The following is an 11698-nucleotide window of genomic DNA, read 5'->3' as shown; positions in this document are numbered from 1 at the left end:
TTTCACAAAGTTGATGGCGGAAAGCAACACCCATCGAAGCGTTGGCCGCAGAACGTGCGCGCAGACTATGTTTTCGAGAGCAAAAGCGGGCCATGGCCTCGCGTGGCGCACCGGCGGCAAGGCGGGCGGGTCACAGCTATTTGTAATTCACCGCTGCGTTGCGGGTACGGCCATGCAGGCGGCGCCCAGGCCCGGGCGTGGCGGCCAGGGCGCGCAAGCCGGCGAAGGCGAAGGGCCGGCTTCGGTTCAACTCAAGGCTGCGTCGCCTCGCCCAGGTTGAGCATCAGGCGGTTGGCCCAGGCAAACAGAGCGGTGGCGTGTACCACGTCAAGCAGTTCCAGGTCGGCCAGGCCGGCGGCGCGCAGCGGCGCCAGGTGCTGCACGCCAAAGCGGCCGGGCGCGCGCGTAAGGGCGGCGCTGGCCCAGACGATGGCGCGCTCGCGGGCGGTGGTGCCAGCGCCGTCGGGGTTGGTGAAGATTTGCGCGATCACGTCGTTGCGCTTGGCCAGCTGCTCAAAGCGCTGCGCGTGCACCGACGCGCAGTACACGCAGCCGTTGATACGCGAGACGACGGTGGTGGCCAGTTCGCGCTCGGCGCGCGGCAGGCCGCGGGGGGCGTACATGATGGCGTTGAACGCCTCGGAGCGCTCGGCCAGCACGCGCGGCTGGTGGGCCAGCAGCAGATAGAAATCGGAGCTGCGCGCCTTGGGATGGCTGGCGTCGAGCACGGCGATCTGTTCGGCGCTGGCGGCGGCCGGGTTCACCACGGGCAGCCAGGCCGTCCAGCCCAGTGTTTCGCTGGTATAGCCGTTGATGCGCAGCGGCTCGCCGGGCGCGGGCAGGTTGGCGGGGTGGATGAAGGGGGCGTCGGGCTCGGTGCGCGCGGGCGCCGAGCCCTGGGCAGCCCCTTGCGCCGCATCCCGCGCCGCCGGGCCCAGCGCCGCCAGCGCCGCGGTGCCGGCCACCAGCCGCGCCTGGTAGGCGGCAAAGCCGACGAGCTGCGCCAGCAGCACCACGTCCGGCACGGGCAGGCCGGCTTCGCTCAGCGCCAGCAGGGCTGCGCGGTCGGCGGCGGCGGGCTCGGTGGCCAACAACTGGGAGAACCGGGCGATGGCCTGCCAGCGTGCGTCCTGCGCGGGTGTGGATGCGGGTGCGGCCAGGCGGGCCAGTTGCCCGCCGTAGTGCGCCGCCAGGGCGGGCACGCCGCTGGCGGCGGCCACGGCCTGGGCGACGGCCAGGCGCTCGGCCAGCGGCAGGCCGCCGGGCAAGTCGCTGGCCAGCAGCAGGTCTTCGCAGGCCTGGGTGGCGGCGGTGGCCTTGGTGCGCAGCGCGCGCGCGGCTTGTACGTGGGGGGCGTTGCCGGCGTGGGTGAGCCGGTCAATGGTATCGGTCATGGCAGGGGCTGTGTGCGTTGGGCGGTGTCGGCGGGCGTCCATTCGTCGCCCAGCAGTTCGGGCTCGGCATAGGCTTGCAGCGCGGCGAAGTGGTGCTCCACGTCTTCGCGGTACAGCAGGCCGGCAATGCCGCTGGCCAGGCGCCGGGCGCCGTCGCTGATGGCGGGAATGTCGCCCGAGACAGTGCCGTGCGACAGCGCCGCCGGGTAGTTGAAGCAGTGGATGCGCTCCAGCCCCGGGCAGGCGCCGGGGGTTTTCTCCTGGAACTCGAACACCGGGCCCAGGTCGGGCGAGTCATGCAGTTCGCGGTCTTGCTCGCCCGCAAGGGGCTGGTAGCGCTCGCCCCAGGTGCGCACATGGGGCGCAAACGGCGCGAACTCGGGCTTGTGCGCCCAGTCGATGACAAAGCCGGTGGCCAGGATCAGGAAGTCGAAGGTGAACCGCCCCCGGGCAGTGGTTACCTGCAGCTGCTGGCCGGCCTGCGCCACCGCCTGCACCGCGCAGCCAAAGTGAAAGTAGGCCTGGGCGTGGCGCGACACGCGCAGCGTGCTGCCGTGCGGCGGCGGCACCTGCTGGGCGTTGATGTAGTGGCGGATGCGCCACTTCCAGGCATCGGGCAGGTCGTAGTGCCCTTGCGTGAGGCCGGGCACGCCCGAGCCCTTGGACTTGTTGACCGTGGGCAGGGCGGCGCGGCGCGCGATCAGGTCGACGCTGGCGGCGCCGCTCTCCAGCGCGGTACCGGCACTGTCCATGGCGGACGAGCCCATGCCGATCACGCCCACGCGCTTGCCCGCCAGCGTGGCGTAGTCCAGCACGTCGGAGGAATGCGCCCACAGCCCTCCTGCGCGGGCATGCGCCACGCCTTGCATGAAGGGCGGTATCTGCGGCCCGCCCAGGCCGTCGCGGCCGGTGGCCAGCACCACGCGGCGCGCCAGCCAGGTGGCGCGGCCCGATGGCGCCTGCGCGTCCACCTCCACCAGGCCATCGCCACGTGGGCGCACGGCCGTGACGGTGTGTTCGCTGCGCACGTCGGCGGCGGTCACGCGGCGGTACCAGCGCAGGTAGTCCATCCACTGCAGGCGCGGGATTTTGTCGAGCGCGTCCCAGGCGGCGCGGCCCCACTGGGCCTCGAACCAGGCGCGAAAGGTGAGCGAGGGCAGGCCCAGCGCCGGGCCGGTCAGCTCCTTGGGCGAGCGCAGGGTTTCCATGCGCGCCGTGGTGGCCCAGGGGCCTTCGTGGTCGGCGGGGGCGCGATCCAGCAGCACGGCGGCAATGCCCTGCTGCGCCAGCGCCATGCTGGCGGCCAGGCCCGCCTGGCCGGCGCCAATGATGAGTACGTCGATGACGGCCTGCCCGTCCTGGCGGCGCTCGGGCAGCCAGGCGCGCGCGCGCCAGTTGAGGGTCAGCAGGTCGTGCGCCAGGCGTTCTTCAAGGGCGGCCAGGCCAGCCGCTCCCAGGGAGGAATCAGACATGTACGAGGGCAAGATGGTGGAGGTCAAAAATCAGTTGATGGTGATTTTGGCGTCCTTGACCACTTGCGCCCACTTGGCGCGGTCTTTGTGGACCGTCTGGTGGAACTGCTCGGGCGTCTCGATGCGCACCGTGTTGCCCTGCGACTCGAAGCGCTCGCGCACCTCGGGCTGCTCCAGCACCTCGCGCAGCGCGGTGCCGAGTTTGTTCACCACGGCGGCGTCCGTGCCCTTGGGCGCGAAGATGCCGAACCAGATCGAGCTGTCGAAACCTTCGGTGCCGGGCAGGCCGCTGGAGGCGATGGTGGGCACCTCCTGCACCGCCGCGACGGGCTTGGCGGTGGTCACGCCCAGCAGGCGCACCTTGCCGCTCTGGTAATGCGTCAAGACGGTCTGCACCTGGTTCATGATGCAGCAGGTCTCGCCGCGCAGCACCGAGGTGATGGCATCGGGCCCGCCCTTGTAGGGCACGTGCACCATGTCCAGGCCCAGGCGGGCGTTGAACTCGGCAAACGCCATGTGCGTGCCCGCGCCGTTGCCGGTCGAGGCGTAGTTGTACTTGCCCGGGTTGGCCTTGACGATTTCGACGAACTCCTTGAGGTTCTTCGCGTCGATCACGCTGGGGTTGATGGTGAGCACGTTGGAGACGTCGATCAGCGGGCCCACGGGCTCGAAGTCGGCCTCGACGTCGAAGGGCAGGTTGCTGTACAGGGCGGCATTGCTGCCGTGCGTGGCGGCCGTGCCGAAGGCCAGTGTGTAGCCATCAGGCTTGGCGTGGGCTACGTAGTCGCTGGCAATGTTGCCGGCCGCGCCGGACTTGTAGTCGATCACCACCGGCTGGCCCAGCTTCCGGCTCAGGGGCTCCTGCACCACGCGCGCCACCACGTCCACGCCCGAACCGGCCGGGAAACCCATGATCAGAGTGACGGGCTGGTGGGGCCAGTCACTGGCCTGGGCAAGCGCGGCGGCCGTAGCCAGCAGCGCGGCGGTGACGCTGGAACGCAGAGAAAGAACGGGCATGTGGTTTTCCTTGTGTTGGATCAGTACAGGGCCGCGCCCATTCAAGTAAGCGCGGCGCGAAGGATCGCCATTGTGGGGAAAACCATGGGAGTTTGCGCTATATGCATATGCATGCCATGCACTACGCATCGGCTTTCGCCGCGATGGCGTACCGGTCCATTCGGCCGTCACGCTTTTGGCTCACCGTGACAAAGCTTGTGCCGCCACATCGCTTCGCTGCGCGAAATGAGTGGCGTCCAAAACCGCGCAACCTGGCCAAGTCGGTGACGGTCATTCGACCGTCACCGACTTGGCCAGGTTGCGCGGTTTGTCCACATCCGTCCCCCGTGCCAGGGCGGTGTGGTAGGCCAGCAGCTGCAGCGGCACGACGTGCAGGATGGGCGACAGCTGGCCGTAGTGCTCGGGCATGCGGATGACGTGCATGCCTTCGCCGCTGTCGATCTGGGTGTCGGCGTCGGCCAGCACGTAGAGCACGCCGCCGCGGGCGCGCACTTCCTGCAGGTTGCTCTTGAGCTTTTCCAGCAGCGCATCGTTGGGCGCGACGGCGACGACGGGCATGTCGGACGTCACCAGCGCCAGCGGCCCGTGCTTGAGCTCGCCGGCGGGGTAGGCCTCGGCGTGGATGTAGCTGATTTCCTTGAGCTTGAGCGCGCCTTCCATGGCGATGGGGTAGTGCAGGCCGCGGCCCAGGAAGAGCGCGTGGTCTTTCTGAGCGAACTCCTCGGCCCAGCCGATCAGTTGGGGCTCCAGCGCCAGCACGGCCTGCAGCGCGACGGGCAGGTGGCGCATGGCCTTGAGGTGGGCGGCCTCGGCCTCGGGCGTGAGCCGGCCCTTGGATTGGGCCAGTGCCAGTGTCAGCAGGAACAGGCCAGCCAGCTGGGTGGTGAAGGCCTTGGTGGATGCCACGCCAATCTCGACGCCGGCGCGCGTAATGTAGGCCAGCTTGGACTCGCGCACCATGGCGCTGGTGGCGACGTTGCACACCGTCAGCGTGTTGGTCAGGCCCAGGCTCTGCGCGTGGCGCAGCGCGGCCAGGGTGTCGGCGGTCTCGCCCGACTGGCTGATGGTGACGACCAGCTGGCGCGGCAGCGGCACGCTGGTGCGGTAGCGGTATTCGCTGGCCACCTCGACCTGGGTGGGGATGCCGGCGATTTCTTCGAGCCAGTATTTGGCGGTGCAACCGCTGTAGTAGCTGGTGCCGCAGGCCAGGATGAGAATCGAGTCGATCTCCTGGAACACGCGCCAGGCGCTGGCGCCGCTGCGGCCGTCCTGGCCCGCGCCGTCGAACAGCTCGGCGACGATGCCTTCGATGCCGTCCAGCGTGTCGGCAATGGCGCGCGGCTGCTCGAAGATCTCTTTTTGCATGTAGTGGCGATACGGCCCCAGCTCGACCGCGCCGCTGTGCGCCGCGACGGTGCGCACCGGGCGCTGGGCGGCGCCCAAAGGGCGGCCGTCGCGCCCGGCAATCCAGTAGCGGCCCAGCTGCAGGTCGACCAGGTCGCCCTCCTGCAGATAGACGATCTGGTCGGTCACGCCGGCCAGCGCCATTGCGTCGCTGGCCAGGAAGTGCGCGCCCGCCTGCTCGCCCTGCCCCACACCCAATACCAGCGGAGAGCCCGCGCGCGCGCCGACGACGCGGTGCGGCTCGTCCTTGTGCACCACGGCGATCGCATACGCGCCGTGCAGTTGCTGAACCGCGGCGCGCACCGCGGTGAACAGATCGCCTTCATACAGGCTGTCGACCAGGTGGGCGATGACCTCGGTGTCGGTCTGGCTGTCGAAGCGGTAGCCGCGCGCCTGCAGCTGCACGCGCAGCGCCTCGTAGTTCTCGATGATGCCGTTGTGCACCAGCGCGACGCGCCCGCCGGCGCCCTGGCCCGCACCGTCGCCCGTGGCACCGGGGCCAAAGCTGAAGTGGGGGTGGGCGTTGTCGACCACCGGCGCGCCATGCGTGGCCCAGCGCGTGTGCGCAATACCGGTGGCGCCCTGCAGGCCGCTGCCCTGGATCTGCGTCAGCAGCTCGGACACGCGCGCCGTGCTGCGCGTGCGCGCCAGCCCGCCCTGCCCGCCCAGGCTGGCCTGGTGCACCGCCACGCCGCACGAGTCATAGCCGCGGTACTCCAGCCGCTGCAGGCCCTGGACGAGGATGGGAACGATGTTGTGCGTACTGACCGCAGCGACGATGCCACACATGGCTGTAACTCCTTTAAAACAATGGGCGCGATAGTACGCAAGCCAAAGGAAAATTATCACGCGTTTTTTGAAATAAATCGATTATAAATTTCATATAATTCAACAAACGTCAATTTATTTCATACATTTCAAATTCATGGAATTTTTACTCGACTTGGACACTATTGACTGGCAGCTGCTCGATCTGCTGCAGCACGACGCGTCGCAAAGCAACCAGGCACTGGCGCAGCGCGTGGGCGTGTCGCCCGCCACCTGCCTGCGGCGCGTGCGCCGGCTGCATGACAGCGGCCTGATCGAGCGCCAGGTGGCGCTGGTGCAGCCCGAGCGGCTGGCGCAGCATCTGGGCCACGGGCTGACCGCGATTGCCGAGGTGTCGCTGGACCACCAGGGCGCAGAGCACCTGGATGCATTCGAGGCGCACGCAGTGGCCCAGCCCGAGGTGCAGCAGTGCTGGCGCGTCTCGCCGGGGCCGGACTTCATCGTCATTGCCCACACGCGCGACATGCCGGCGTGGTTGGCGCTGTCGCAGCGGCTGTTCACGCAAAGCGCCAACGTGCGCAACGTCAAGACGTTCTTCGCCACGCGCCGCGCCAAGTTCGGCACGCAGCTGCCGCTGCCGACGAGCCCGCCACCAGCCTCTTGAGAGAATGCCGGTCTGGCCTCAACTGCGTCGCAGTGACACACTGCCGGGCAGTGCCCGTCGCGGTGCAGAGTCTGGAGAAGCAATGGAATACAAGGACTATTACCAAATCCTGGGCGTGGAGCGCAATGCCAGCGCCGACGCGATCAAGAAGGCCTACCGCAAGCTGGCGCGGCGCTACCACCCCGACGTGAGCAAAGAGCCTGACGCCGCCACCCGCATGGCCGAGGTGAACGAGGCCAACACCGTGCTGTCCGACCCCGAGAAGCGCGCCGCCTACGACGCGCTGGGCAGTGCGGCGGCGCACCAGGCCGGCCAGGACTTTCGCCCGCCGCCGCACTGGGACAGCGGCTTTGAGTTCACCGGCGCGCCCGGCGGCGGCGCCGGCATGGACGAGGCACAGTTCAGCGACTTCTTCGAGCAGTTGTTCGGCCACGCGGCACGCGCGCGCCAGGCCCAGTCCGGGCGCGGGGCCGGCCACGCCGGCCACGCCGGCCATGGCAGCCAGCGCGGCGCGGATCACCATGCACACATCGAGCTGGATCTGCGCGACAGCTACCGCGGCGGCGAGCACCAGATCACGCTGCGCGGCGCGCGCCTGGACGGCGACGGCCGGCTGGTGCACGAAGAGCGCCAGCTGCGCGTCACCATCCCGAAGGGCGTGCGTGCCGGCCAGCTGATCCGCCTGGCCGGCCATGGCAGCCCCGGCGTGGGCGGCGCTGCGGCGGGCGACCTGTTTCTGGAAGTGCAGTTCAAGCCCGACGCACGCTGGCGCGCCGAGGAGCGCGACGTCTACCAAGGCGTTGCCGTCGCCCCCTGGGAGGCCGAACTGGGCGGCCCCATCGAGGTGCAGACGCCCGACGGCGCCACCGTCGAGGTCAACGTGCCCGCACGCTGGAAGAGCGGGCGCAAGCTGCGCCTGAAGGGCCGCGGCCTGCCGGCTGCCACGCCCGGCGACTTGTACCTGGAACTGCACCTGGCGCTGCCCGCGGCCGACACGCCAGTGCAGCAAGAGGCCTGGCGCGCGCTGGCGCAGGCCTACCCGTCCTACAACCCACGCCACGGAGGCTGACATGGCAAACCCCATCCACCACGCCCTGGCGCAACTGCTGGACGAGCACGCCGCGCTGACGCTGCAGGAACTGGCGCGCGCCTGCAGCCAGGACAGCACCTGGGTCACCGAGCGCGTCAGCAGCGGCCTGCTGCAGGCCGACCTGGTCGAAGGCCACTGGCGCTTTGCCGGCGCCACCGTGCTGCGCGCGCGCCGCCTGGCGCAGCTGGAAACTACCTTCGACGCCGACCCCGAGCTGGCCGCGCTGACGGCCGACCTGATCGAGGAGGTGACGCAGCTGCGCCAGCGCCTGCGCCAACTGCAGGCGCAGCTGGGGTAGGCCCGCCGCGAGAGACGCATCGGCCAGAGGGCTCGCCCCACCGATAGGCCGTATCTCTCCGTGGGAGCGGCGATCGGCCCAAAGCACGCTATTGCGGTTCTTGCCCCAGGCATGCCGGCCAGTCCAGCGTGACGCTGCACCCTTTTGCCGGCTGCGCGGTGATCGCCGTCTGCGCGCCATGGCGCTGGGCAATGGCGCGGCACAGCGCCAGCCCCGCGCCCACGCCCTCGAATTCACCCTCGCTGTGCAGGCGCTGGAACACGCCCCACAGCGCACCGGCGCGCGTCGGGTCGAAGCCAGCGCCGTTGTCCTCGATCTGCAGCCGCACCGACGACTCTTGCGCCGCAGCATGTACCGTGATGCACGCAGATGCCGCGCCGCGACTGAACTTGAGCGCATTGGCCAGCAACTGCACCAGCAGCTGGTGCAGCAAAGCGGCGTCGGCATGCAGCGCCGGCAGGTCACCCGCCAATTGCAGCTGCCACTGCACGCCGCCGGGCACGGCCAGTGCCGGGTCGCCGCGCACTGCGTCCACGGCCTGCCGCACCGCTGCGGCCACCGGCTGGGGTGCCAGGTACAGCGGCGCCACCTGGGCGCGGGCAATGGCCTGCAGGCCGTCGACCATAGCCGCCATGCGGCGCGCCGACTGCTCCATGATCTGCACATAGGTGATGGCCTCGCTGACCTGCTCGGGCGGGTCCGGCAGTTCCTGCAGCAGCTCGCGCACCAGCACGCCGAACGAGGTCACGTGGCGCAGCGGCGCGCGCAGGTCGTGCACCACGGCGCCGACAAAGGCCTGCTGTGCCTCCTGCATGTCGGTAATTTGCTGGCGCGCCGCATCCAGCGCCCGCTGCGCCTGCGCGTCCGGCTGCTCGGCAACCTCGCTCATCTCTTGGGCTGCTTGGCCGGGCGCGCCCAGCCGTCGATGCTGACCTGGCGCCCGCGCGCCACGCTCAAGGCACCGGGCGCCGTGCTCTTGGTGATGGTGGAGCCGCCTCCCACGGTGCCGCCGGCGCCGATGGTGACCGGCGCGACCAGTACGCAGTTGCTGCCGATGTGCACGTCAGCCTCGATCACGGTGCGGTGCTTGTTGGCGCCGTCGTAGTTGGCGGTGATGCTGCCCGCGCCGTAGTTGACGCGCTCGCCCACGCTGGCGTCGCCCAGGTAGGCCAGGTGGTTGGCCTTGGCGCCGTCGGCCAGCTGTGAGTTTTTCACCTCGACGAAATTGCCGATGTGTACCTCGCGCCCCAGCTGCGCGCCGGGGCGCAAGCGGGCAAACGGGCCGATAAGGGCGCCATCGCCCACCTGCACGCCGGCCTGCTCACCGTCGATGTGGGTGAACGGGTGGATCACCGCGCCGGCACCGATCCGCACATTGCTGATGTGGCAATGCGCGCCGATGCTGGCGCCTTCGCCGATCTCCACGCGGCCGGTGAAGATGCAGCCCAGGTCGATCTCCACGTCCTGGCCGCAGACGAACTGCGCCGGCGCACCGCTGGCGTGGTCGCGCAGGTCGAAGCGCGCCGGATCCATCATGCGCACGCCCTGTTCCATCAGCGCGCGTGCCTGGCGCAACTGGTGAGCGCGCTCCAGCTCGGCCAGCTGCAGCGGGCTGTTGACGCCCGCCACCTGCAACGCGTCGTCGATGCAGTGCGCCACGACCGGCACGCCCTGCGCGACGGCCATCGCAACCACGTCGGTCAGGTAGTACTCACCCTGGGCGTTGTCGTTGGTGAGCTGCGCCAGCCACGGGCGCAGCAGACGCGCGGGCACGGCCATGATGCCGCTGTAGATCTCGTCGATGGCGCGCTCGGCGGCGCTCGCGTCCTTGTGCTCGACGATGCGCTGCACTTGGCCGTCCGCCGCGCGCACGATGCGCCCGTAGCCCGCGGGGTCGGGCAGGCGCACGGTCAGCAGCGCCAGGCGGTCACTTCCGGCTGCTGCAATCAGCGCCTGCAGCGTGGCGGCCTCGGTCAGCGGAACGTCGCCCGAGAGCACGACGACGACGCCGTCGCCCGCCAGCACCGGCAGCGCCTGCTGCACCGCGTGGCCGGTGCCCAGCTGCGGCTCCTGGCGCACGAACTCCAGCGCCGGCAGCGCATCGCCCGCCTGCATCCAGCGCGCGCCAAAGGCCTCGACCTGCTCGGCGCCATGGCCAGTAACCACGATGGCCGAGCGCGCCTTGAGCTGCGCTGCCGTGTGCAGCACATGGCCCAGCAACGGACGGCCGGCCAGCTTCTGCAGCACCTTGGAGTGGCGGCTTTTCATCCGCGTGCCCTTGCCCGCGGCCATCACCACGATGTCGAGCGCGCTCATGCCAGCGTCACCCGTGCAAACTTGCGCTTGCCCACCTGCACCACGTAGGTGCCGGCGCCCAGTTTGAGACCGCGGTCGCTCACCGTGCCGCCATCGACGCGCACGCCGGCGCCGTCGATCAGGCGGTTGGCCTCGCTGGTCGAGGGGGCCAGGTTGGCCTGCTTGAGCAGCGCGCCAATGCCCAGCGGCGCGCCGGACAGCGCGACCTCGGGGATGTCGTCGGGAACGCCGCCCTTGCTGCGGTTCTGGAAGTCCGCCTCGGCCGCGTCGGCCGCGGCGGCGCTGTGAAAGCGCGCCGTGATCTCCTTGGCCAGCATGACCTTGGCGTCCTTGGGGTTGCGTCCGCCCTCGACCTCGCGTCTCAAAGCGGCAATCTCGGCCAGGCTCTTGAACGACAGCAGGGTGTACCAGTCCCACATCAGGGTGTCCGAGATGCTCAGCACCTTGGCGAACATGGTGTTGGCGTCCTCGGTGATGCCGATGTAGTTATTCTTGGACTTGGACATCTTGTCCACGCCGTCCAGGCCGATCAGCAGCGGCATGGTGAGCACGCACTGCGGCTCCTGGCCATATTCCTGCTGCAGGTGGCGGCCCATCAGCAGGTTGAACTTCTGGTCCGTGCCGCCCAGCTCCAGGTCGCTCTTGAGCGCCACCGAGTCGTAGCCCTGCAGCAGCGGGTACAAGAATTCGTGCAGGCTGATGGAGCTGCCGTCGCTGAAGCGCTGGTGGAAGTCGTTCCTCTCCATCATCCGCGCCACGGTGTACTTGGCGGCCAGCTGGATCATGCCGCGCGCGCCCAGCGCGTCGCACCACTCGCTGTTGTAGCGGATCTCGGTGCGCGCCGGGTCGAGCACCTTGGACGCCTGGGTGTAGTAGGTCTCGGCGTTGATCTTGATCTGCTCGGCCGTGAGCGGCGGGCGCGTGCTGTTGCGCCCCGACGGGTCGCCGATCAGCGTGGTGAAGTCGCCGATCAGAAAGATCACCTGGTGGCCCAGATCCTGCAGCTGGCGCATCTTGTTGAGCACCACGGTGTGGCCGATGTGGATGTCGGGCGCCGTGGGATCGAGCCCCAGCTTGATGCGCAGCGGCTGGCCCGTCGCCTCGGAGCGCGCCAGCTTGCGCGTCCAATCCGGCAGCGGCAGCAGTTCATCGACACCGCGCTGCGAGACTTCCAGCGCATGGCGCAAGGCGTCCGACAGAACCGGAGAATCGTCAACAGTCAAGGAATTCATAAGGGTTTTGGATATATCCACAGTATGGGCACTTTTATACTAT

10 protein-coding genes are annotated in these 11698 nt (G+C 69.3%); 3 read left to right on the top strand and 7 right to left on the bottom strand.

Features of this window, described 5'->3' with window-relative positions:
- Positions 1-251 precede the first annotated feature (251 nt).
- The 4 genes from ABD767_RS04825 to glmS form a co-directional block, all read right to left on the bottom strand.
- Positions 252-1394 (bottom strand): peroxidase-related enzyme, encoded by a 1143-nt coding sequence (locus ABD767_RS04825; protein WP_103045181.1) that lies wholly within the window; start codon positions 1392-1394, stop codon positions 252-254.
- Positions 1391-2866: an NAD(P)-binding domain-containing protein gene (locus ABD767_RS04820; RefSeq protein WP_103045180.1), complete on the bottom strand. Its 1476-nt coding sequence runs from the start codon at positions 2864-2866 to the stop codon at positions 1391-1393. The genes ABD767_RS04825 and ABD767_RS04820 overlap by 4 nt, the downstream gene beginning before the upstream one ends.
- 30 nt (positions 2867-2896) lie before the next feature.
- The gene (locus ABD767_RS04815) at positions 2897-3883 is read right to left on the bottom strand and encodes a Bug family tripartite tricarboxylate transporter substrate binding protein (protein WP_344868516.1); all 987 of its coding nucleotides are present in this window, start codon (positions 3881-3883) and stop codon (positions 2897-2899) included.
- A gap of 270 nt (positions 3884-4153) precedes the next feature.
- A complete protein-coding gene (glmS, locus tag ABD767_RS04810) occupies positions 4154-6076 on the bottom strand; it encodes a glutamine--fructose-6-phosphate transaminase (isomerizing) (RefSeq protein WP_103045179.1) in 1923 nt (640 codons plus the stop codon).
- Between the two features lie 136 nt (positions 6077-6212).
- Between glmS and ABD767_RS04805 the strand changes: the two genes are divergently transcribed.
- From ABD767_RS04805 to ABD767_RS04795, 3 genes are all read left to right on the top strand, one after another.
- Positions 6213-6719 carry an AsnC family transcriptional regulator gene (locus tag ABD767_RS04805; RefSeq protein ID WP_103045178.1) on the top strand — a complete coding sequence of 169 codons (507 nt, stop codon included), beginning with the start codon at positions 6213-6215 and terminating at the stop codon, positions 6717-6719.
- Between the two features lie 82 nt (positions 6720-6801).
- Positions 6802-7788 carry a DnaJ C-terminal domain-containing protein gene (locus tag ABD767_RS04800; protein ID WP_344868514.1) on the top strand — a complete coding sequence of 329 codons (987 nt, stop codon included), beginning with the start codon at positions 6802-6804 and terminating at the stop codon, positions 7786-7788.
- A gap of 1 nt (position 7789) precedes the next feature.
- Positions 7790-8107: a chaperone modulator CbpM gene (locus ABD767_RS04795; protein WP_103045176.1), complete on the top strand. Its 318-nt coding sequence runs from the start codon at positions 7790-7792 to the stop codon at positions 8105-8107.
- An 88-nt stretch (positions 8108-8195) separates the two neighbouring features.
- Here ABD767_RS04795 and ABD767_RS04790 read toward each other — a convergent pair whose 3' ends face one another.
- From ABD767_RS04790 to tyrS, 3 genes are read right to left on the bottom strand one after another with little or no spacing between them, the layout of a single operon-like run.
- Positions 8196-8996 (bottom strand): ATP-binding protein, encoded by an 801-nt coding sequence (locus ABD767_RS04790; protein WP_103045175.1) that lies wholly within the window; start codon positions 8994-8996, stop codon positions 8196-8198.
- Entirely contained in the window at positions 8993-10423 is a 1431-nt protein-coding gene (glmU, locus tag ABD767_RS04785) for a bifunctional UDP-N-acetylglucosamine diphosphorylase/glucosamine-1-phosphate N-acetyltransferase GlmU (protein WP_103045174.1), read from the bottom strand. The genes ABD767_RS04790 and glmU overlap by 4 nt, the downstream gene beginning before the upstream one ends.
- Positions 10420-11655, bottom strand: a complete 1236-nt coding sequence (tyrS, locus tag ABD767_RS04780) for a tyrosine--tRNA ligase (RefSeq protein ID WP_103045173.1) — start codon at positions 11653-11655, stop codon at positions 10420-10422. The genes glmU and tyrS overlap by 4 nt, the downstream gene beginning before the upstream one ends.
- Between the last annotated feature and the right edge of the window lie 43 nt (positions 11656-11698).

The sequence above is a fragment of the Comamonas faecalis genome (assembly GCF_039538025.1).
Lineage (GTDB): Bacteria > Pseudomonadota > Gammaproteobacteria > Burkholderiales > Burkholderiaceae_C > Comamonas_C > Comamonas_C faecalis.
The sequence above is the reverse complement of the archived record's forward strand: the minus strand, read 5'-3'. Positions and strand labels throughout refer to the sequence as shown.

Bases quoted from the DNA above. Each gene is read 5' to 3' on its own strand.
- ABD767_RS04795 (WP_103045176.1), top strand. From the start codon at position 7,790: ATGGCAAACCCCATCCACCACGCCCTGGCGCAACTGCTGGACGAGCAC.
- ABD767_RS04790 (WP_103045175.1), bottom strand. From the start codon at position 8,996: ATGAGCGAGGTTGCCGAGCAGCCGGACGCGCAGGCGCAGCGGGCGCTG.
- ABD767_RS04820 (WP_103045180.1), bottom strand. From the start codon at position 2,866: ATGTCTGATTCCTCCCTGGGAGCGGCTGGCCTGGCCGCCCTTGAAGAA.
- glmU (WP_103045174.1), bottom strand. From the start codon at position 10,423: ATGAGCGCGCTCGACATCGTGGTGATGGCCGCGGGCAAGGGCACGCGG.
- ABD767_RS04800 (WP_344868514.1), top strand. From the start codon at position 6,802: ATGGAATACAAGGACTATTACCAAATCCTGGGCGTGGAGCGCAATGCC.
- ABD767_RS04815 (WP_344868516.1), bottom strand. From the start codon at position 3,883: ATGCCCGTTCTTTCTCTGCGTTCCAGCGTCACCGCCGCGCTGCTGGCT.
- ABD767_RS04825 (WP_103045181.1), bottom strand. From the start codon at position 1,394: ATGACCGATACCATTGACCGGCTCACCCACGCCGGCAACGCCCCCCAC.
- ABD767_RS04805 (WP_103045178.1), top strand. From the start codon at position 6,213: ATGGAATTTTTACTCGACTTGGACACTATTGACTGGCAGCTGCTCGAT.
- glmS (WP_103045179.1), bottom strand. From the start codon at position 6,076: ATGTGTGGCATCGTCGCTGCGGTCAGTACGCACAACATCGTTCCCATC.
- tyrS (WP_103045173.1), bottom strand. From the start codon at position 11,655: ATGAATTCCTTGACTGTTGACGATTCTCCGGTTCTGTCGGACGCCTTG.